Genomic DNA, 23,920 nt, shown 5'->3' on the forward strand with positions numbered 1-23,920 from the left:
AAATTAAACTATTTCGATGAGAGTATTTAAACTTTATATGCTTGTGTTGAGCATTTTTATTAACGGATTGACTTATGCAAATAAGGCTTCAGAATATACTATTATAGAAGGAGACTTTCAAGGGGAAGTCAAGAATGAAGAGGTAATATTACATCACGTTGTAGATGGACAGTTAACTCCTTACACAACTACAAAAATAGCTGAGAGTGGTAAATTTGGTTTTGTAATACCTGTTGTAGAACCAGGGTTTTATTATGTTGATTATGGTCAAATGACTTTAAAAAATAAAGATCAATTAATAAGATTGTACTTAGAGCCTGGTTTGGATTTCTCAATAGACATTGATACTTATAGTTATAAGTTATCAGGAAAGAAATTGGGTCATAATAAACTAGTTCAAGAGGCAAACAATATTTATAATAAGTTTTCTAAATTCATAGTTTTTAATGGAGCTATATCGTATGAGCAATTTTATCCTTTTATAAGAAATGAAGGAACTCAAATGGTATCAGAATTTAAAAGTTCTATAGATACCAAAGATAATGACTTTAATGATTTACTGAAATTAGCTGTTCAAGCTGATTATGAGAATGCACTGTATTATTTTTTTAGAATTCCAAGAACAAAATTTCCTAAGGAAGGAAATGAGCTTAGTGCTTATGAAACATTATATGTTGATGGGATTAAATTTTCAGATCCTAATATCTTAAAATTAGAAAATGGAGTTGCTTGGATGGAAAATTATTTCTTTTATTATACAATAAAGAATAAGATTACCAAAGACAGAATCAAAAGGATTTCTAGTTGTATAGCACATATTTCTGATGATAGAATCAAAGAAGTTTATATAAGAGAGAGTATTAAAAAAGGATACTATAAAGCGTATGAATACAATGCTTTTATAACCCCTTTGCGTCAATACCTTACTTCAGAAACAAGTAAAGAATTTATTGTAGAATATGAAAAAAATCATCATAAAGATGAAGGGCAAGCTGGGTATAATTTCACCTACAATGATCCAAAAGGAAATCCTGTGTCTTTTAGCGAGTTTAAGGGGAAATATGTCTATATAGACTTATGGGCTACTTGGTGTGGCCCTTGTAAAAAGGAAATTCCATTTTTAAAAGAACTTGAAGAGAAATATAAAGATGAAGCTATCGAGTTTGTTAGTATTTCATTAGATAAGCCAAAAAACCTTCAAAAGTGGAAAGATTTTGTTGCTGATAAAAATTTAAAAGGAGTACAATTAGTAGCAGACAATGCTTTTGATTCTGGTATCGCAAAAAACTATAGTGTTAAGAGTATTCCACGTTTTTTACTTTTTGATAAAGAAGGAAAGATAATATCAACAAATGCTTTACGCCCTTCTAATCCTGCACTAGACACTCAATTTCAGTCATTACTAAAAAAATAATGGTATCATCAAATAATTATAGATAATGAAAAAATATTTTTTTATACTGAGCTTGATTGTTTTCGGCTTAAGTTTTTCTTGGGCGCAAATATCTGAGCCTGTAGAATGGGAAACTAGTATTGAAAAAGTATCTAGTACAGAGTATAATCTTGTTTCTAAAGCTAAAATAGAGGAGGGGTGGCATCTTTTTTCACAAGAAAAGGCTACAAATGGGCCTATGCCTGCCACTTTTACTTTTGAAGATACTTCGGGTTATAAAGTATTAGGAACAGTTACTTCAACAGAAACGGTTGCAATCTATGATTCTATTTTTAAAATGAACATTGAATCTTTTGAGCGCAGCGTTGTGTTTAAACAGTTGGTGAGCATAAAAAATTTTCAAATTGAAAATATAGAAGGCCAAGTTGAGTTTATGGTTTCAAATAATCAGCGTTGTTTACCACCAACTGTAAAAAAACTTATTTTCAAGTTAGCGCAGAATGATGTTACAAGTACCCATGATGCAGATACAGATAAAGTGGTAGCTGGTAGTATTGAAAAGAAGCAAGAGAAGAAGGGACTTTTAACTATATTTTTAATTGCTTTTCTCTCCGGTTTTGCAGCCTTACTTACCCCATGTGTCTTTCCAATGATACCAATGACGGTTAGCTTTTTTACCAAGCAAAGTAAAACAAGGGCTAAGGGAATTAAGAATGCGTTGTTTTATGGTTTTTTTATTGTAGTAATTTACGTGTTTCTTGGGGCTGTTGTTACTTGGTTGTTTGGAGCAAGTGCACTTAATGCACTCTCTACGAATGTATGGTTTAATATTATATTCTTTATAATTTTAGTTGTATTTGCAATTTCCTTTTTAGGAGCTTTTGAGATTGTACTTCCTTATTCATGGGTTAATAAAGTTGATAAACAAGCAGATCGTGGAGGTTTGATAGGGATTTTCTTTATGGCATTAGCGTTAGCTATTGTGTCTTTTTCATGTACAGGTCCAATAGTAGGAACTTTATTGGTAGAAGCAGCCAGTAAAGGTGGAATAGCTCCTTTTGTAGGGATGTTAGGTTTCTCTTTGGCGTTAGCTTTACCTTTTGCTTTGTTTGCAGCCTTTCCTGGTTGGCTTAATACATTGCCTAAATCTGGAGGTTGGCTTAATACTGTGAAAGTATTTCTAGGTTTTTTAGAATTAGCCTTAGCTTTCAAGTTTTTATCCAATGCAGATCTTGTGTTGCAATTGCATATATTAGAGCGTGAAGTCTTTCTAGCGATTTGGATTGCTGTTTTTGGAACCTTGGCGTTATATCTTTTTGGGAAAATAAAACTTCCTCACGACAGTCCCGAGAATCATATTTCCGTAGGGAGACTAGGAATGGGGATGTTAGTTTTAGCATTTACCATATACTTAATACCTGGAATGTGGGGTGCTCGTTTAGAAATGATAAGTGGATTTCCTCCAGCTATGAATTATAGCGAATCACCTTATGGAGTAGGTTATACAAAGTTGGGAAGTGGCGGAGATAATACTGCGGAACTCATACCCGATGGGGCACATTTAGGTCCTAATGACATTATCGCTTTTAAAGATTATGAAACTGGTTTAGCTTATGCTAAAACTGTAAATAAACCTGTATTAATCGATTTTACTGGTTATGCGTGTGTTAATTGTCGTAAGATGGAAGAGCGTGTTTGGAGTGATCCAAAAGTATTAGAGGTGCTAAAAAGAGATATCGTTCTTATTTCTTTATATGTGGATGATAAAAGAAAATTACCAGAGGATAAACAGATTGTTTCTAAGATAACAGGAAAGAAGTTAAAGTATGTTGGTCAGAAATGGAGTGAATTCCAAACCTTACGTTATAAAGCAAATGCTCAACCTTTTTATGTTCTGATGGATTTAGAAGAGAATAATTTGATCTCACCTGTAGGGTATACAGCGGATATAGATGAATACCTAGATTGGCTAAATAAAGGAGTGAAAGCCTATAATGATTAGCAGTACATTAAAGTTGCCTAACATTATAAATCCGCATTATGATTAGTCATAGTGTGGATTTTTTGATTGAAAGAGAGATTGTCATAATTTAAGTTTATTTCTATCGTGTTTACGCTCAATAAAAAAAGAGCCCGCTTAACAAAAGGCGGGCTCTTTCAAATATTTAAATTCTAAACTCGTTTAAATAGCTTTCGTTTATCTTAATATCCTTCATTTTGAATTAAGTTAGGATTGGTAATGATAGCTGTAGCTGGGATAGGAAACAATACTCTAAACGCTTCTGTGTTGTCTTTAAATTCCCATGTATCATTAAACTTTCCAAAGCGAATTAAATCATTTCTTCTCCAGTATTCCCCGTAAAGTTCTCTACCTCTTTCGTCTATTAAGTCTTGCTCAGAAAGTGCTCCTAAAGGAGTCGCATGTCTTATTGTTCTTAACTCATTTACCATAGTAAGTGGGTCATCTCCGGATGTTCCGCCTCTCATAATAGCCTCTGCTTTCATTAAATGGGCGTCGGCATATCTAAATAGTACCATGTGCGTAGCAAAAGAACCGTTTACAGGTCTATATTTAATTAATCTGATACCAGTAGTTTCATTATTACCGAGTAGCCCAGGAAGTTCTTTTGTGTATGAAAGTGGATTGCCTGTTCTATCTTTCAACGCCTCTCCATTAGGCCCATATTGTTGACCAATTAAGAACCCAGCTCCAATGTTAGAACCATCTTTTATTCCATCCTCATCGGCATCTTTATCATCTCCAGTAGCTGCTACACCTGCTGTTGGAACAAAACCTCTTCTTTCTTCTTGTCCAGAACCAGGATTGTTAACGTTAGGATCACCTTCAAATAAATCATAGAATTCAGCAAGAGTCGTAAACCCATTCCATCCACCACCAGTATTATCTGGCGCTCCTTGGTTGTAATGTAACCCATTCCATATTCTAGAACCTATGTCTGAAGTTGTGAAAAAGATAGTTTCAGTATCAGTTTCATTCGTAAATAACTCAAAGTATCCCTCTTGAAGGGCAAAACCATCATTTTGGATTGCATCAACAAGTTCAACTACCTCTGTCATATCTGCTGCAGCTGGTGTTTCTGCTCCAGTATAGATATGCTTGTTAAGCATTAACTTGGCTAGTAAATAACGAGCAGATGCTTTAGAAGCTTTTACTAATTCACTACCTGGACCTGTACTTGGAAGATCTGCTATCGCTTCATTTAAATCTTTAACCGCAAAGTCAAAGGCTTCAGCTCTTGTCATCACACTAGGCAGAACATCTGGTCCATCTTCTGGACTTCTAAAAGGAACTTGTCCATATAAATCAATAATCCAAAACATACTGTAAGCTCTTATAAATTTAGCTTCCGCTGCTTGTTGAGGTGTAGGATTACTTAAAGGATCAATAATAGTAGTTGCATTATACACATTTGAATTTAATTCATTCCATGTATTCTTAACGAAATTGTGAGTTGTACTCCATGTGTGACCATGCAATGTTCTCCAAACTCCATTATCACCCCAGTCAGTTCCCCTTGTTGGAACTAAAAACTCATCAGTAGATACCTCTACAATCCCATACATGTTTTCTTGAGTTTGTACTTGCCCTCTAACAGAGTTATAGAGATTGTTTAGGTTTTCTTCTGCATCTACACCTGTAAATTCACCCGAAAGATTAGGAAATCGAGAATCTGTTTCTTCAATCTCAAGGTCTGTACATCCCGTAATACCGAGTAAAAGTGCAGCAATTAATAAATTATATATATTATATGTTTTCATAGATCAATTTTTTAAAAAGTTGCATTAATACCAAAAGTAATTGTTCTTGGCCTTGGGAAACTAGTGTAGTCTATCCCTAATGATGGAATATCATTTAAAGGTTTAGGTGTATTAACTTCTGGATCTAAACCTGAATAGTCAGTTATTACGAATAGATTCTGTCCAGTTACGTTAAACCTTAAGGCGTCAAGAAACCAACCTTCTCTTATTGGGAAGTTATATCCTATAGATGCATTTTGAAGTCTTACAAAGTCTCCTTTTTCTAAGAATCTTGTAGACACATCTGGTGCATTTGCAGGAGATTCTCCATTGGTAAGCACATCTTCTGTCACATTTTTACCACCATTTATGATACCAGCGGTAAAGAAAGCATTTGCATTGTTATTATAAACATATTGCCCAAACTGTCCTGCAAAAAATGCATTGAAGTCCCAGTTTTTATATGATAAGTTAGTTGATAGTCCAGCAGTTACGGTTGGTAAAGCACTTTTTCCTACGAATTCTTGTACATCTCCATTAGGGTATATTGAAATACCATTTTCATCAAAACCTCCAAATTCTCTAAGGTAATATGAAAATAAAGGTTGGTCTCCTGCAAGTAATTGCGCATACGCACCGGTTAAACCATTACCACTAATTGCTCCTGTTTGAATCTGACCATTAAAATTCTCAACCATATTGTCATTATAAGCAATATTGAAACCAAGATTCCAGTTTAGGTTATCATTTTGAATAACATCATAGTTAATAGCGAATTCGATACCTTTATTTATAATATCTGCTTCTACATTTCCAAAATAAAATGGCTGTGGAGATGGTTGTGCAGCTTCTTGTTTTAATAGGAGGTCATTTGTTGTTTTATGGTATAAATCGATACTACCATTTAAACGCTCATTCATGAAACCGAAATCGATTCCTATATTTGCTTGTGCAGTTTCTTCCCATTTTAAATCACTGTTTGGGAATGAAACCAATCCAAGTGTAGGAGGATTAACATCCCCACCATTACTAATTCCGATACCTCCAAAACGTTGTCTAAATGTAAAGTTTCCATAACCTATACCTTCTTGGTTTCCAGTAATACCATATCCTAAACGAAGTTTAAGAGTTGAGAATGCTTCTCCAATAAAGTTTTCTTGATCCATTCTCCAAGCAAATGCTCCAGAAGGGAAGTATCCATAAGTATTGTCTGGTCCAAATCTTGATGAACCATCGGCTCTTAATGTGAAAGTGAAAATATATCGATCTAAATACGTGTAATTGATTCTACCAAAATAAGATTGTAACTCATCTGTGTTGTTATAATTATCTGCAGCAACTGCTAACATGTCTACATCAGAAGGAGGTGTTAATGATTCGTTACCAGAAACTTCTGGAAATAGTCTATTAACAAATAGACCATCAGAATCATATCCATATTGTTGGTAAGATCCATCAATACTGTTTTCTATTATCTTAGATGCGTTTTGTAGTTGGTTAAACATTTGATCTAAATCAGTAGAAGCATACCCAAAACCTTGAACTGTTTTCCCAGCGCTTTTAAAGCTTTGATAAGAATAACCCGCTAATATGTCTATTTTAGAATTACCAAATTCTTTTTTATAGTTTACCGTTAGATCTAAAAGTTCATTCTTGTTATAGTTTTCAGCAAAAAAACCTTTTCCATTTACAGGAGCACCATTACTAATTCCTGTAATGTTTCCTGATAAAGCTTGATTTTTTTCAGCTGAAGACTCATCGTATCCTAAGTTAACTTTTGCTTTTAACCCATCAATTATTTCGTATTCAGCAGAAATGTTAGCTAAATATCTATTTGTGTTAGTCATATCCTTATAATATGCTAGCACTTGAGATGGAATTAAATCACTCCCAGTAGAAAAACCAAGGTCTGTTGGCCAAGTTGGATTAGCAAAATAGGTAGCACCTAATAAATCTCCAGTTGATCCTGCTGTATTTGTAATCATTGGTGCTTCATCATTTACTCTAGAAATCGTACCGTTGAAATCAATCTTTAGTTTATCATCTAAGAAACGCTGTGATAAATTTAGTCTTCCTGTAATTCTTTCTTGGGAAGAGTTGCGAACAATTCCGTTTTGATCTGCATAACTAAACGATCCTCTTACATAACCAGAGCCGTAGTTGTTTGAATAGGCTAGATTTTGATCGTTTGAAAAAGATGTTCTTAATACTTCATCTTGCCAGTCTGTATTTGCTCCAAAATCTAAAGCATTAGGATCCCCTCCATATTGGTCTATGGCATCCAAATATTGGTCTCTACCTAATAAGTCGTATGTTTTAGCTGCTTTAGCTACACTAGTACTAGAAGAAAACTCAAATTTTCCTCCTTGACCAGCTTTACCAGTTTTTGTAGTAATTATAACAACACCATTTGCTGCTCTTGACCCGTAGATTGCTGTTGCAGATGCATCCTTTAAGATAGTCATACTTGCAATATCATTAGGGTTTAAGAAGTTTAATGGGTTTTTAGCAGAGCTTGTTCCTCCACCTAAATCGACACCATCTGCGGAAGTGTTTCCTCCAGCTAATGGAACTCCATCAACTACAAACAAAGGGTTGTTGTTGGAACGAACAGAAGCCGTACCTCTAATTCTAACTTGGACACCAGCTCCAGGTTCTCCACTAGATTGTGTTATTTGTACCCCAGCTGTTTTTCCTTGAATAAGTTGTTCAGGAGAAGAAATAACCCCTTGGTTAAAATCTTCAGAATTAACTACTGCTACAGCACCGGTAGCATCTTGTTTTGTTGTTGTACCATAACCAATAACTACAACCTCATCTAAGGCTTGTGCATCTTCTGTTAAAGTAGTACTTACTGTAGACTGTCCGTTTACTGGAACCTCCTTAGAAGAGAAACCCACATAGCTAAAAACCAAAGTAGCATTAGCGCTTACGTTGTCTAAGGTGTAATTTCCATCAAAATCGGTCTGTGTTCCATTAGATGTTCCCTTTACGAGAACATTAGCCCCAGGAAGGGGGCCAGTTGCGTCAGATACTGTCCCACTGACAGTCTGGGCTTGAGCCATGCTAAAACATAAAAATGCCCCAACAAAGATCAAACCTTTGATTAAATTGTTCTTCATACAATTAAATTTTATAGTTCAAATAGTTAGCTTGTATCTAACACTGATTAAATCTTTACAACTAGGGTGTTCAGTTAGCTTGAAGTCGAAAAGAGATTATTAAAACAGTGTTAAATTATTATAATGTTATGTGAATATAAAAAAAATATAGCATAAAAAGTATTAGTTAATGTATTTTTTAGTCAATATTTTGTTAGATTAATAAACGTTATTTTTACCTGTATTTTATTGATAAATAAAAAAGACTGCTTAAAAAGCAGCCTCTTTTGTTTGTGTGAAAAAATGTATTGATGTTATGCTTTGTTCTGTGTTATTTTAAAAGCATCAACTTCAAACTTATTATTCTATTACTGTTTCTGTAGTTGTAATAGACCAAATAGCGTAACCGTTTGCTGGAGCTTCAAGTAATACTTCTCCATCTTCAGTTGTAACTGGAGTATATGTTGAATTAGAGGTATAATCATAAAGTACTGTATCTTTCCAATTACTTGTAACATTTCTGCGTTTTATGTTATCAGAAGTGTTTATGTATAGAATTAATCCAGGGTTTTCTGAAGTTCCTTTTCTTGTCATTATATATTCATCTGTGTCAACATATAAGATTTCTGTATCACCAATTGCTATACTATTATGAATTGATATTAGCTGTTTTAATTGTTCAGTGAACTTGTCGTTTTCAATATCAGAATAAAAAATAGTTGGATAACCAGGGTGAGTTAAAATATAAGCATAAGCTGTTAGTTTATGGTCTGACATTATATAGTTATCTTCATTGCTATCCTTTTCAGTATCGTGGTTTGCTGTAAAAGTAACTGCCTTATCGGGATAAGTTTGCCAAAGCATTTCTTCATTTAAATAATTTAAATCTTCAAAACGATCTAAAGCTTCTTCTAATTTGTAGAACGTAGAGAAATCGAAAGCACTACTACCAGTTTCTTCAATATATTTTTCTAAAACAGAAGCGCTTCCATCCCATAATTCCACTACTGAAAATCCACCAACCTCATCGATCCAATCTTTTACAACCCATGGCTCGTATCCTAAAACATAATCAAAACGCCAACCATCAAAACCCATAGTGTTTTTATAATATTTTGCTACGGAATTATCTTGTTTCCATAGCCAATTTTGGACGTATTCTTGATTGTGATCTAAATTCTGTTCAGGGTAAAAAAGACTTCCATCATCATAATCGCTTGTGCTATTAGGATAAAAATTCTCATAATTTCTATTGAACATTCCAGAAGCATTTCCGTGTGTTTCGTCAAATAACGTATAAGTATTTTTGTCTCTATATGGGTTGTATTCCTCGCCACCTCCAGAATTATGATTTATTACAATGTCTGCAATAACTTCAAGGTTATTATCATGTGCTTTTGAAATTAAGTTTTCTAGCTCTTCACGACTTCCAAATCTTGTTTCTACGGTTCCATGTTGTTCAAATTCACCGAAATCAAAATAATCAGAAGGGTCATATCCCATAGAATACCCTCCAGATTGTCCTTTTGTAGCAACTGGAAGCCACAAACGATCTATACCGGCATCTGCCCAATCGGTTACTTTTTCACTTAAAATATTCCACCAATCTCCTTTTGGTTCCACATCCCAATAGAAAGCTTGGAGCATTACATCCGTTCCGCTATCATATTTTGAAAGGTCTAATGGTTTTACTTCACCAGTTTCTGGCAGTGTTGGCTCTGGGTCAACTGAAGAGCTGTCATCATCGCTGGAGCAAGATGATAATATAAAAAAGCTTGTTGCAAATAAGTATAGAAGTTTGGTTTTCATAAGTTTTATTTTTGATTAAAATTTCTGTTGAGCAAACAAGGCGAAACAAACATAGAATATGAATATTTCGCCTTGCCTCATAAATAGATATACTATTAAATATTATTCAGTTACCTGACGAATAAATAGGTATCTACCATCTATATCATTGAACCAAACGTTATAAGTTCCAGCTGTTGCAGGAATATTTGGTCCTCCAATAGTTCCTTGTCCGCTAAGAGCTGTATCTGCTCCCCAGCTAGTTTCCCATTCATTATCAAGTCTAAATTTAGCTTCCCCATCTGTGATTGTAATTCCTTCGATATACCATATATGTGGGTCAAATGTAGATTTAATCATATCTTGATCTTCATCCCATCCACCTTCTGTAGCATCACCTAAAATACCGATACTACTATAGATAGGGGCAGCAGAGGCATCATATTTCTCCCAAGTGTACGTTAGATCTTCTTTGTTTATTGAAAAGCTATAGTAAGCATCTTCAGAAACTTTAAATGCAGAAGGATCTCCTCCTAAAATCTCGTTATTACTAACATCTGTACCATCAAGCCCCCATTGTGGTTGCCATTCACCCAGTGTTTCTAGTAATTTAAACCCTTCAACATCTGCTCCTCCAGCAAAACGACCAGTAAAATAATATGCATTGTCATTTTCAGGATCTCTAAAAAGAGGAGTATTTGTGTTATCTGGGTTCCAACCAGCAGCAGTAGCATCTCCTACAAGATAAAACTGAGGTTTAAGCTCAATTGGTTCTGCACCATCTGTAGGCTCTACCAAAACTACATTTAAAGACAATGTATCTGATAATTGTTCTACCAAATTAGATGTTTTGTCACCAACATAAGCTCTTACTCTAAAAAATAGATTTCCAGTGTTTGGTGCTTCCGTTTCTGGGTCGCTGTCTAAACCTGCATCTTCTGCTAGTGTAATCATGCTTTTAATAGTTACACCGTAGTTGGTTTCAGTTAAATCTGAAGCCAATACTGTAATTCCATCGAAAGTGTTATCTGCAGACGACTGTAATTCATATTTTACAGGTGTTGGAGCATCAAAATTGGCTGCATTCCAAACAAATCTTTCTGCTAAGTTATTTTCGTTCTCAGCTTCTAATTCATAAGAAGCTAATGGAGTATTTTCAAAAGATATTCCTTCAGGATCTGGTTTTGCTACGAAAGTGAATTCGTCATCATCAGAGCAAGCATTAAAACTTAATGTTGCTATAAAGGCAATCAGTAATAGTGATATTTTTTTCATCATGATTAGTTTTTATTAGTAACCAGTATTTTGAGTTAGGTTTGTATTGATTATTACGATATTACTAGGTAAAGGGAATAAGTCTCTGTAGCTATCTACACCTGTTCCGTTTTTAGCTCCACCTTTAAATGGCCATAAGTAGTTTCCACTAGTGAAGTATCCGAAACGAATTAAGTCAGATCGACGCTGTCCTTCCCAATACAATTCTCTTGCTCTTTCATCTAAAACAAAGTCTAAAGTAAGATCTCCTTGTGCGATGTTACTTGCATTAGCACGTGATCTTATTGCATTGATGTATGAAGTTGCTGTTGCTAAATCTCCACCAGAACCACCTCTTAGAGTAGCTTCAGCATAGTTTAAATAGATTTCTGCAACTCTAATTATAGGAAGGTCTGTGTCTACAAAATCTCCACCTTCATCGCTTCCAGCATTTCCTTGAGAATCGATGTTTTTAAATTTAGTTACCGCATAACCATCAGTAAATGTGTTTGCAATAGTATTGATTTCGTAAGATTGTCCGTCTGTATAAAACATTGCCCTCGCATCAGACCATTCAATTGGATAACCATCATCATCATTATTTGTAATTGCAGTGTCAAATTTTTCTACAAGAGATTTTGTAGTTCTTTGACCTGCCCAACCGTTGTTAGCGCCATAATCTGATGGTTTCATGGAGCCTCCAATTGATCCATTAATTAAAAAGGTAGTGCCTCCATAAGTTCTTGATTGATTTCCATCAAAATTTAAAGCAAATATGAGTTCATTTTGTGCGCCATTAGAGTCGTTATCTGCTAAGAATAGTTCATCATAAGCTGAGCCATTTCCATTAGCATCAGTTGTATTTAATTTGTATGAAGAATTTATAACTTTATTTGCATAAGTAATTGCTTCTGTATATTTAGCTTCTCCAATCCAAGTTTCTGCATTTAAATAAAGCTTCGATAATAATGCCCAAGCAGCAACACGATCTACACGCCCATACTCATTAGCACCACTTTCTTTAAGTGAAGTTTCAATTTCTGTTAACTCTGTTTCAATAAAATTGAAAATCTCTGCTCTTGTATTCTGTTCAGGTAAATCTGTGGAAACTACAGTTACAAGTGGAACATCACTATAAAAATCGATTAAGTTATAGTAAGCAAATGCTCTTAAAAATCTTGCTTCAGCAATAAAAGAATTAACTTCTGCAGTTTCGTTTAGAGGTGTCACCTTTTCAATAAATGAATTACAGAATGAAACCTCTTGTGATAAGCGATTATACATTTCTGTTACTATATCATTATTTGAATCCCAACTCATGGAATGTAGGTTAGGTAATCCAGGATCTCCCCAGCCCGATACTGCATTGTCTGTTGTTAGTTCATTTAAATTGAAAAGCATTCTAGAATATTGGGAGTTCCCTTCGTCACTACCTAATATATCTGGATCTCCTGCAGGTCCTTCTTGACCTGTTAGAGCTAAACTTGCATAAAGTTTGGCTAATGCTCCTTTGGCTTCATCTGCATTGGCAAAAACATTTTCTTCTGTGAAACTGTCTGGGTCGATTGGAGTTTGATTTAAATCGTCATGACAAGAAACCATTAGGGATCCAGTTGCGAATAAAGCGATGAGTAATTTATATGTATTTTTCATTATTAGCTCTTTTTAAAAATTAAGATTAACACCAAATACGAAAGATCTCGGTCTTGGGTAGAAGTTGTTGTCTATTCCTCCATCAATTTCAGGATCCAATCCATCATAATCCGTAAAAGTGGCTACATTCTGTACAGATCCGTAAAAACGAAGACTTGTGCTAGGAATTGCATCTTGTAAAGTATATCCTAAAGTGATGTTGTCTATTTTAAAGAATGAGGCGTCTTGTACATAATAATCACTTTGAAGGTTAGTTTCCGTAAGACTTACAAAGCCAGTATTATAGTAATCGCTATGTAAATTAGTAAGGATGCTATTTTCTGTAGCTCTCAATTCATAACTTTTACTTGAAGCCATGTTGTTATAGGCATAGTTTCCAATATTAGCTCTTGTAACAACTACTAAATCCCAATTTTTATAGTTTAAATTGGTGTTTAGTCCCATAATTACGTCTGCATATGGGTCTTTGTATAAATAGCGGTCGTCATTGTTTATTTGATTGTCGCCATTTCTATCTACATAAGCACCTTCAATAGGTCTTCCGTCTTCATTGTAAACTTGTTTGTATACCCAGTAACTAAAAGGAGAATATCCTTCTTTGTGTAATTGAATGTTATTTCCAGTTCCTCCGTTAATACCTCCAACTTCCACTTGATCTGGTAGGTTGGTGATTTCATTATTGTTGTAAGATATATTGTATCCTATGCTCCAGCTAAAATTTTCGGTTTGAACTGGAATTGCATTTAATTCGAACTCAATCCCCTTATTTTCCATATCTCCAATGTTCTTATCAATTTTATTTGCAAAATTTGTAAAGGGATCGATGGTTGTTTGACTTATTAAATCTTCGGTTTTCTTAAGATATGCATTTACAGAACCAGAGATTCTATTATTGAAAAATCCGTAATCAATTCCAACATTTAGAGTTCTACCTACTTCCCAGCGTAGGTCTTCATTATACTCCTCTGGTCTGTATGTTTGGTAGAAGCCATCTCCAAATTGATAATTTGCATTGGTTCTGCTAGCTGTATATTTGGTTAAGAAATTATAATCTCCTAAACCATTTACATTTCCAATTTCACCGTAACCAACTCTTAATTTTAATTCGCTTATTGCTTCTGAATTTTCTAAGAAATTTTCGTTGTTTATATTCCAAGCAAGTGCTACAGATGGGAAGTATCCCCAACGATCGTCTGGATTTAATTTAGATGAAGCATCTGCTCTTAACGTAGCAGTTACTAAATATCTGTTATCATAATTGTAATTAAATCTTCCGAAGTAAGAAAGTAAAACACTTCTCCATTTATCAATTTTAATAGGGTTGTTTCCTTCTTCTTCAGCTTCACTATCATAATTATAATTATCGTTTTCAAAACTCTGATAAGAATATCCAGCTACTGCATTTATAGTATGTACATCAATATCTTTTGAATACGTAGCATACGCATCAAATAACTTATTAGTAGCCTCATTTGTGTAGTTAGAGTAAGATCCATTCCAGTCTAATTGTGAAGATGGCATTTGTTCTGAAATAATTACTCTCCCGTGGCTATTAGTTTTATCTAATCCAACGTTTACTGTAGCCGTAAGGTCAGGGAAAAAGTGAAGTTTGTAATCAACTTTTGCATTTCCTATAAAACGTCTAACTTCTGCTGTGTCATCTTTTAAGTTGATTAAAGCAACAGGGTTCGTCGGTGATAAACTATTTTTAACGTTTTCATTATTTAACCAAGTAAAATACCCTCCAAAAGGAGAATTCTCGTCATAAATAGCTTGTGTTGGGTCAAAATCTACAGAAGAACCAATAGCATCTTTATTGGCAAAAGTGTTTTCTGTATATGATCCTCTACCATTTAATTCAACTTTTAAATGATTATCTAAAAAAGATGGACGAAGGTTTATAGATCCTGTTGTTCTTTGGAAGTTGTCACCTTGTAAAACTCCATCTTGATCTGTATAACCAATAGAAGCTCTAACAGGCATAAATCCACCGATATTTCCTGTAGTGCTTAAGTTATGCTCAAAACCAAAAGCATCATCGTAGATTTCTCTTTGCCAATCTGTATTGCTGTTCCCTAAACGACTAATTTCATCTGCAGTACCAACTTCGTTTATTAGTGTGCTAAATTCGTCAGCATTCATAACATCTACATAATTTGTAGGTGTGTATAATGTTGTGGAACCAGTGTAGCTAAACTTAAAATCGTTCCCTTTTCCTTTTTTGGTAGTAATCATAATTACTCCATTTGCAGCTCTAGCACCATAAATTGCTGTAGAAGATGCATCTTTAAGAACCGTCATGCTTTCGATGTCATTCGGGTTAATAAAGTTTAACGGACTTCTAGAACCACCCGTGTTATCACCTGCAATCGGCACTCCATCAATTACGTATAATGGCGAGCTGTTTAAAGATAAAGATCCTTGTCCGCGAATAACAATGTTTTGACCTTCTCCTGGAGCTCCACCGCCTGAGGTTACAGAAACCCCTGCAATTTTACCAGTAATTAACTGTCCAGCAGTAACTACTGGCCCTTGGTTAAAGTCTTCCGTAGAAACCTGATCTACGGCTCCCGTAGCATCTTTCTTTCTTACAGAACCATAACCAATTACTACAACTTCGTCTAATTGTTGTGTATCTTCAGTTAAAGTTACATTCATAGTTGCTCCAGAAACTGTTTTATCTAAAGGACTAAAACCGATGTATGAGAATTGAAGCGTAGTTCCATTTTCTGCTTCAATTGTGAACATACCATCAAAATCTGTAGTCGTTCCTGTAGTTGTTCCTTTTATGATAACATTTACTCCCGGGATGGGGGTATTTGTCGATGCGTCTGTAACGACTCCACTAATCGATTGCTGGGCAAAAATCCCTATCGGTATTAGGAACATTAGTAGATTTAATTTTTGAAATATTTTCATAAGAAATTGTAAAATAGTTTGATAATTGTTAGCTTATATTTTTACTTCTCGGTGTTAAAACTATGTAAAATTTGAGTAAAGAAAACGTTGGAGTAATTTTAGAGGGTCACGAAAACGTTTTAGTGTTGAGAACTTTTAATTTTTTAACAGAATACGAGATACAAAGGCTTTGATTTTACTATTCGTAATAATAAATAAGTATTATTGTGAATCTTATAATTTTAATATGAATTGAAATCTTGATTAATATTAGAAAAGAGTAACTTTTGTTCGTATTTTTGTAGAAATACAATCACCCTAATTTGCCGCCATATTATGAAGAAAAAAATAACGATTAAAGAGATTGCTAGAGAGTTGGATGTTTCTATTTCAACAGTATCTAAAGCGATGAGTAATAGTTCGGAAATCAGTAAAGATACTATCGAAAAAGTACAAGCTTTTGCTAAACTCTATAATTACAAGCCAAATAATATTGCGCTAAGTCTTAAAAATAAAAAGACCAAGAATATAGCGGTTATTATTCCTGAAATTGTTCATCATTTCTTTACACTTATAATTAGCGGAATTGAGCAAAAAGCCAATGAGCTTGGTTATAATGTTATCGTTTGTTTGTCTAATGAGTCTTTTGATAAAGAGGTGATTAATATGGAAACGATGGCAAATGGTCAAATAGACGGATTTCTATTATCGCTTTCAAAAGAAACTTTACAGAAGAAAGATTTTCATCATTTACGAGAAGTTATAAACCAGGGGATGCCATTAGTGATGTTCGATAGAACTTCTGATGAAATCTACTGCGATAAAATTATAATAGACGATGCGCGTGCTTCTTATAATGCGATCCAACATTTAATTTATTCTGGTTGCCAACGGATTGCATTAATTACTACTGCAGATTATATTTCTATTGGTAAGCTTCGTACACAAGGGTATGTAAATGCACTTTATGATGCTGGTATTGAGTTGGATGAAAACTTGATTGTAAAAATAGACAAGGCAGAGGAGTTGGATGAAAAAATAAAAGAGCTTTTTGATTCTGAAAAATTTGATGCCGTTTTTGGGGTAAACGAATTATATGCTGTCGTAGCAATGCGAGAAGCACACAACCGCGGACTAAAAATTCCTCAGGAGATGAGTTTTATTGGGTTTAGTGACGGAATTTTATCAAAATACTCATATCCAACACTTACAACTGTTATTCAACATGGTTTTGAAATGGGAGCGAAAGCAGCTAAAATGTTGATAGATAGGTTGGAGAGTGATAATGACGAATCTAGTTACAGAACAGAGGTTATAAAAACCTCCATTTTAGAAAGAGAATCTACGAAACCTATTTAGTAGTTTTCGTAGTATTTAAAGTTTAACATTAAGACTATTAGTTTCTTATCTGCTAAAATACTATCTTGCGACCATCAAAGTTTATATTTTTACTTCTCAATTTAAATTAAGCTTTGATAAGTCATAGCGCTTATCGTATAATAAACTAATAAGTTACGATAATGAAAAAGCGTATTTTAGGTTTCTGGGAAATCTGGAACATGAGTTTCGGTTTTCTAGGAATTCAATTTGGTTTTGCTCTTCAAGGAGGATTTATGTCTCGTATTTTTCAGACACTAGGTGCTGAAAAAGATAGTATTCCACTCTTATGGATTGCAGCTCCTCTTACAGGATTAATAATACAACCCATAATAGGTTATTTAAGTGATAAAACTTGGCATCCCAAGCTAGGTCGTCGACGCCCATATTTTCTTATCGGTGCGATATTAAGTTCTATAGCCTTATTCCTAGTGCCGCATTCTCCTGCATTATGGATAGCAGCAGGATTCCTTTGGATTTTAGATGCATCTATTAATGTTAGTATGGAGCCTTTTAGAGCTTTAGTAGCGGATAAACTACATGAGTCTCAACGTTCCTATGGTTTTGTTGTACAAACCTTAATTATAGGTATTGGTACTTGGGTGGCTAGTAATTTACCTTGGTTGGTTAATTATTTAGGTGTAAGTAATGAAGCTGCTCCAGGAGTTGTGCCTATGTCTGTTAAAGTGGCTTTTGCAATTGGAGCTTTTGTTTTTATTACTAGTATTCTTTATACCATTTTTACTACTGATGAATATCCGCCTGAGGATATGGAAGCTTTCAAAAAGATGAAGGCAGAAACTAAAGGTCATTTTATAAGAGATATTATTGAAAATATTGGGAATATGCCTCCTACCATGATAAAACTAGGAGTAATTCAGTTTTTTAGCTGGTTTGCCTTTTTTACCATGTGGAGTTTGGCAACCCCAGCACTTACAGAGCATGTGTACCATGCACCAGCTCCAATAGAAGCAGCATTCGATCTTCAAGATGTTGCACAACAAACAGCTTTTAATGTTGCAAATAAAAAATACCAAGATGCATCAGATAATGTAGGTTCCGCAATGGGAGTTTACGGACTCTCGTCCATGGTTTTTGCATTACTGCTTACTTTCTATGCATCTCGAAAACGAGTAAATCGTAAATACACACATATGGTTTCCCTAATTTTAGGGGGTGTCGGGTTTATTTCTATGTACTATATTCCAGATCCTTCCTATTTATATATAAGCTTTATTTTAGTTGGAATAGCATGGGGGAGTATCTTATCAATGCCATATGCTATGCTTTCAAGTTCTATAGACGCCAAGAAAATGGGTGTTTATATGGGACTCTTTAATATGTTTATTGTACTGCCGCAAATTATTGCCGCTTTAGGGGGAATTAATTATGCCTACAAATTCATAGGAGAGGAAACCATTAATTCAATGATTGTGGCTGGAATTTGCCTTATTCTAGCAGGCTTTGCAAATCTGCTCATTGTAAATAAAAAGGCAATAGCATATACAATAGATTAATACTTGGTTAGAGAGTATTAATTAGGATTACACTTTAAAACAATAAAAATGAATACAGAAAAAGGATTTATATTCGACTTAGATGGTGTTATTGTAGATACCGCTAAGTTTCACTTTTTAGCTTGGAAAAAAGCAGCCGCTACATTCAATTTTGAATTAACGCTAGAACATAACGAACAATTAAAAGGAGTAAGCAGAATCGACTCCTTAAAGAAAATATTAAACTGGGCTAATACATCGGTTTCTCAAGAGGAATTTGATGAGCTCGCAGCAAATAAAAATTCAGATTACTTAACCTATGTGGATAAAATGACCGAGGATGATATTTTACCTGGAGTCAGAGAAATACTAGCTGAAATTAAAGCAAATAATTTCCCCATTGCTTTGGGTTCGGCTAGTAAAAATGCCCCTAAAATATTACAGAAAGTAGGAATCATGGATTTGTTTGATGCTATTGTAGATGGAAATAGTGTTTCTAAAGCAAAGCCAGATCCAGAAGTATTTCTTATTGCTGCTGATAAAATAAATGTTGCGCCAGAAAAATGTATAGTTTTTGAAGATGCAGAAGCAGGAATAGAAGCTGCAAATAGTGCAAAGATGATTTCTGTAGGTTTGGGCAACGAACAGAACTTAAAGGAAGCCGATTATAATTTCTCGAGCTTCACCGAAATAACATTCAATTTTTTAAAACAACTTCAACCTAAATAAAAATGAATCAGGATTATATTGTACCAAACGAATGGTCATTAATAGAAGAAGGATTTCAGGCAGCAAAAGTTAAGTCGTCTGAAAGTTTATTTAGTATCGGAAACGGAGCTATGGGGCAACGTGCAAATTTTGAAGAGCATTACTCAGGTGCTACTTTTCAAGGAAGTTATATTGCAGGTGTCTATTATCCAGATAAAACTCGTGTAGGGTGGTGGAAAAATGGATATCCAGAATATTTTGCTAAAGTACTTAATGCTCCAAATTGGATTGGAATAAACGTATTGGTAAACGGCGAGATGTTAGATTTAAATACCTGTAAATCGGTTGAAGATTTTCGCAGAGAATTGAATATGCAAGAAGGGTGGCACAAACGTAGTTTTAAAGCCACACTTCCTAATAATATAGAAGTTGAAGTTACTGCAACACGTTTCTTGAGTTTAGAAATGGACGAAGTTGGAGCAATTAAATATGAAGTTACTCCTTTAAATAACGATGCAGAGATAACTTTCTTACCGTATGTAGATGGTGGGATTACTAATGAAGATACCAATTGGGATGATGCCTTTTGGGATGTCTATAATACAGGTACAGAAAATGATTTTGGATATGTGGTTTCTAAAACCAATAAAACCGAATATCATGTTTGTACTGGGATGATAAGTACTGTGTTTTTAAATGAAGATAAAATTGAAGTTGCTTCAGAAGAAAATATCGAACCTTTAAAAACTACTTTTACTTATAAAGTGCCTACAAAAAAGGGTCAGACAGCTTCCATTGAAAAAATGGCGGGATATGTAACTTCCTTAAATCATAAAAAAGAAGATTTAGTAGCTGCTTCAAAATCGGTGTTGAGTAAAGCTTCAGATTTAGGTTTCGATGCTTTATTGCAAACCCAGAAAGATGCTTGGGCTTCTATTTGGGAAATGGCAGATATTACTATCGATGGAGATGTAAAAGCACAACAGGGAATCCGTTTTAATATTTTTCATTTAAATCAGACATATTTAGGGAAAGATGCACGCCTAAATATTGGTCCAAAAGGATTTACTGGAGAGAAATATGGAGGGAGTACTTATTGGGATACCGAGGCCTATTGTATTCCTTTTTATATGGCTACCAAAGACGATCAAGTAGCGAGAAACCTTTTAAAATATCGTTACAACCATTTAGGAAAAGCTATTGAGAATGCCGGAAAGTTAGGCTTTAAAAATGGAGCTGCCTTGTATCCAATGGTTACAATGAACGGAGAGGAAAGCCATAACGAATGGGAAATTACTTTTGAAGAAATTCACCGTAATGGATCCATGGTTTATGCTATTTATAATTACGTTCGTTATTCTGGAGATTACAGTTACATTCCAGAAATGGGATTAGAAGTAATGATTGCAATTGCACGTTTTTGGCATCAAAGAGCAAACTTTTCTAAGGATAAAAATAAGTATGTAATCTTAGGAGTTACAGGCCCAAATGAATATGAGAATAATGTGAATAACAACTGGTTTACAAACTACATCGCAAAATGGTGTATTGAGTATGCTACAGAAAATATAGAGAAAGTTAAGGCTGAATATGCTACAGATTACGAGCGTATTATTGCCAAGGCAAATCTTTCTTCAGAAGAAATAAAACAATGGTTGGAAGTTGCTCAAAACATGTATTTCCCATATAGTGAGGAGCATCAGGTGTATTTACAACAAGATGGTTTCTTAGATAAAGAATTGATTACTGTTGAAAACCTGTCTAAAGAAGAACGCCCAATAAATCAGAAATGGTCTTGGGATCGTATTTTACGTTCTCCATATATAAAACAAGCCGATACATTACAAGGATTTTACTTCTTCGAAGATCATTTTAGCAAAGAAGAATTGGAGCGTCATTTTGATTTTTATGAACCATTTACGGTACACGAATCTTCTTTATCGCCGTGTGTGCATAGTATTCAAGCTGCAGTTCTAAATAAAATGGAACAGGCTTATAATTTCTATTTACGTACCTCACGTTTAGATTTGGATGATTATAACAAAGAAGTTCATGAAGGGCTACATATCACTTCGATGGCTGGAACATGGATGAGTATTGTTGAAGGTTTTGGAGGAATGCGTGTTAAAGATGGAAAACTGACTTTCGAGACTAGAATTCCGAAGCAGTGGAAAGCATTTTCTTTTAAAGTGAATTTTAGAGGAAGTATTGTAAAAGTAAACGTTTCTCATGCTGAAACTACATTTACAGTTGATGGTGACAAGGATTTGAAAATTAAATTGAATGGAGAAGAAGTTGTTGTAAAAGCAACTTCGAAAGTAGCTTAATATGAAAAAGATAATTATAAATATTTGTATTCTTTTATTAGCAGTGGGGAGCCTTTCTGCGCAGGGGTTAAAATCACCAAATGGAGATTTCTCTATGGGTTTTTCTCTGCTGAAAGATGGTACTCCAACATACAAGCTTACCTATAAAGGAAAAGCAATCATCAAAGAAAGTAAACTTGGTTTTGAGTTAAAAGATGATGATACGTCGTTACTTAATGGTTTTTCTGTTGAAGACACACAGACTAGTACTTTTAATGAAACTTGGAAACCAGTTTGGGGAGAAGTTTCAGAAATTAAAAATCATTATAATGAATTAGCAGTAACATTAAATCAGAAATCGACGGATAGAAAGATGACAATTCGCTTTCGTTTATTTGATGATGGTTTAGGTTTCCGTTATGAGTTTCCGAAGCAGAAAAATTTAGTGTATTTCGTAATCAAAGAAGAGCGTACGCAGTTTGCAATGGCTGGAGATCATACAGCATTTTGGATTCCTGGAGATTATGATACGCAAGAGTATGATTATACAGAATCTAAGTTGTCTGAAATCCGTGGAAAAATGGATCAGGCGATTACGCCAAATGCTTCGCAGCAACCATTTTCGAAAACAGGTGTACAGACTTCTTTAATGATGAAAACGGAAGATGGATTGTATATAAACTTGCATGAGGCAGCTTTGATAAACTATTCAACTATGCATCTTAATTTAGATGATACAAACATGGTTTTCCAATCTTGGCTAACACCAGATGCAAATGGTGATAAAGGGTATTTGCAAGCGCCATTCAATACGCCTTGGAGAACAATTATTGCTAGCGATGATGCCCGAGATATCTTGGATTCAAAAATGACATATAACTTAAATGAACCATCTAAAATAGAAGATACTTCTTGGATAAAACCAGTAAAATATGTTGGTGTTTGGTGGGAAATGATTACGGGGAAAAGTTCTTGGTCTTATACAAACGATTTTCCTTCTATAAAGTTAGGAGAAACCGACTATTCTAAAGCTACTCCTAGCGGTACACATGGAGCGACTACAGCAAATGTTAAGAAATATATCGACTTTGCTGCAGAAAATGGCTTTGATGCTGTTTTAGTGGAAGGCTGGAATGTAGGATGGGAAGATTGGTTTGGAAAATCTAAAGATTATGTATTTGATTTTGTAACGCCTTATCCAGATTTCGACGTGGAAGAGGTTCATAGTTACGCTAAATCTAAAGGTATTAAAATGATGATGCATCATGAAACTTCTAGTTCTGTTCGTAATTATGAGCGACATATGGATGCAGCGTATAAATTTATGAACGATAACGGATATACTTCTGTAAAGAGTGGTTATGTAGGTGATATTTTACCGAGAGGTGAAAATCATTATAATCAGTGGATTGTAAATCATTATCAATATGCATTAGAAAAAGCAGCCGATTATAAAATAATGGTAAATGCTCATGAAGCAGTACGTCCAACGGGAGTTGCAAGAACATACCCGAATTTAATTGGAAATGAATCGGCGAGAGGAACAGAATACCAAGCTTTTGGAGGTTCTAAGCCAAATCATGTTACGGTATTGCCATTTACACGTTTAATTGGTGGCCCGATGGATTATACTCCGGGGATTTTCGAAATGGATATCAGTAAAATGAATCCAGACAATCACTCGCATTTAAATGCAACTATTGCCAATCAGTTGGCGCTATATGTAACTATGTATAGTCCGTTGCAAATGGCGGCAGATACTCCAGAGAATTACAATCGCTTTCCAGATGCTTTTCAGTTTATAAAAGATGTTGCTGTAGATTGGGATGATAGCAAGTATTTGGAAGCCGAGCCAGGTAAATACGTTACTGTAGCACGTAAAGCGAAAGAAACTAATAATTGGTTTGTTGGTAATGCAAATGGATTGGAGAAACGTACTTCAGAAATTAAACTAGATTTTTTAGATAAAGGCAAAAAGTACGAAGCTATAATTTATGCAGATGCTAAAGATGCGCATTACAAAACCAATCCGCAGGCATATAAAATCACAAAACAAACGGTTACTAATAAAACTAAATTGACTATCGATTCTGCTTCTGGAGGAGGATTTGCAATTAGTATTATTGAAAAATAAATTAAAAAGTATCCGTAAGAAAGAATCATGAATATCCATAAATCAATTTAATT

The 23,920-nt window shown here is 34.5% G+C and carries 13 protein-coding genes; 7 read left to right on the top strand and 6 right to left on the bottom strand.

Annotated features, from left to right (window positions below):
• Window positions 1-16: 16 nt before the first annotated feature.
• Window positions 17-1,414, top strand: a complete 1,398-nt coding sequence (locus JM658_RS03780) for a TlpA family protein disulfide reductase (protein WP_236957896.1) — start codon at window positions 17-19, stop codon at window positions 1,412-1,414.
• A 25-nt stretch (window positions 1,415-1,439) separates the two neighbouring features.
• On the top strand, window positions 1,440-3,395 hold the full coding sequence (locus tag JM658_RS03785; RefSeq protein WP_236957897.1) for a protein-disulfide reductase DsbD family protein: 1,956 nt from the start codon (window positions 1,440-1,442) through the stop codon (window positions 3,393-3,395).
• A 200-nt stretch (window positions 3,396-3,595) separates the two neighbouring features.
• Here the strand turns inward: JM658_RS03785 and JM658_RS03790 are convergent, their stop codons facing one another.
• From JM658_RS03790 to JM658_RS03815, 6 genes are all read right to left on the bottom strand, one after another.
• Complete coding sequence (locus JM658_RS03790; protein ID WP_236957898.1) at window positions 3,596-5,173, bottom strand: RagB/SusD family nutrient uptake outer membrane protein; 1,578 nt, start codon at window positions 5,171-5,173, stop codon at window positions 3,596-3,598.
• 11 nt (window positions 5,174-5,184) lie between these two features.
• Window positions 5,185-8,274: a SusC/RagA family TonB-linked outer membrane protein gene (locus JM658_RS03795; protein WP_236957899.1), complete on the bottom strand. Its 3,090-nt coding sequence runs from the start codon at window positions 8,272-8,274 to the stop codon at window positions 5,185-5,187.
• 339 nt (window positions 8,275-8,613) lie between these two features.
• Complete coding sequence (locus JM658_RS03800) at window positions 8,614-10,062, bottom strand: alpha-amylase (protein WP_236957900.1); 1,449 nt, start codon at window positions 10,060-10,062, stop codon at window positions 8,614-8,616.
• Between the two features lie 102 nt (window positions 10,063-10,164).
• Window positions 10,165-11,319: a SusF/SusE family outer membrane protein gene (locus JM658_RS03805; RefSeq protein WP_236957901.1), complete on the bottom strand. Its 1,155-nt coding sequence runs from the start codon at window positions 11,317-11,319 to the stop codon at window positions 10,165-10,167.
• Window positions 11,320-11,331: 12 nt separating this feature from the next.
• On the bottom strand, window positions 11,332-12,948 hold the full coding sequence (locus JM658_RS03810) for a RagB/SusD family nutrient uptake outer membrane protein (RefSeq protein ID WP_236957902.1): 1,617 nt from the start codon (window positions 12,946-12,948) through the stop codon (window positions 11,332-11,334).
• A 12-nt stretch (window positions 12,949-12,960) separates the two neighbouring features.
• A complete protein-coding gene (locus JM658_RS03815; protein ID WP_236957903.1) occupies window positions 12,961-15,867 on the bottom strand; it encodes a SusC/RagA family TonB-linked outer membrane protein in 2,907 nt (968 codons plus the stop codon).
• 315 nt (window positions 15,868-16,182) lie between these two features.
• On the opposite strand from JM658_RS03815, the gene JM658_RS03820 reads away from it, so the two are divergent.
• From JM658_RS03820 to JM658_RS03840, 5 genes are all read left to right on the top strand, one after another.
• Window positions 16,183-17,205, top strand: coding sequence for a LacI family DNA-binding transcriptional regulator (locus JM658_RS03820; RefSeq protein WP_236957904.1), 1,023 nt, complete (start codon window positions 16,183-16,185; stop codon window positions 17,203-17,205).
• A gap of 161 nt (window positions 17,206-17,366) precedes the next feature.
• On the top strand, window positions 17,367-18,740 hold the full coding sequence (locus JM658_RS03825) for an MFS transporter (RefSeq protein WP_236957905.1): 1,374 nt from the start codon (window positions 17,367-17,369) through the stop codon (window positions 18,738-18,740).
• 48 nt (window positions 18,741-18,788) lie between these two features.
• The gene (pgmB, locus tag JM658_RS03830) at window positions 18,789-19,448 is read left to right on the top strand and encodes a beta-phosphoglucomutase (protein ID WP_236957906.1); all 660 of its coding nucleotides are present in this window, start codon (window positions 18,789-18,791) and stop codon (window positions 19,446-19,448) included.
• Between the two features lie 2 nt (window positions 19,449-19,450).
• Entirely contained in the window at window positions 19,451-21,754 is a 2,304-nt protein-coding gene (locus tag JM658_RS03835) for a glycoside hydrolase family 65 protein (RefSeq protein ID WP_236957907.1), read from the top strand.
• 1 nt (window position 21,755) lies between these two features.
• A complete protein-coding gene (locus tag JM658_RS03840) occupies window positions 21,756-23,867 on the top strand; it encodes a glycoside hydrolase family 97 protein (protein WP_236957908.1) in 2,112 nt (703 codons plus the stop codon).
• Window positions 23,868-23,920 lie beyond the last annotated feature (53 nt).

It is taken from the genome of Joostella atrarenae (genome assembly GCF_021764745.1).
In the GTDB taxonomy this organism is placed as follows: Bacteria; Bacteroidota; Bacteroidia; order Flavobacteriales; family Flavobacteriaceae; genus Galbibacter; species Galbibacter atrarenae.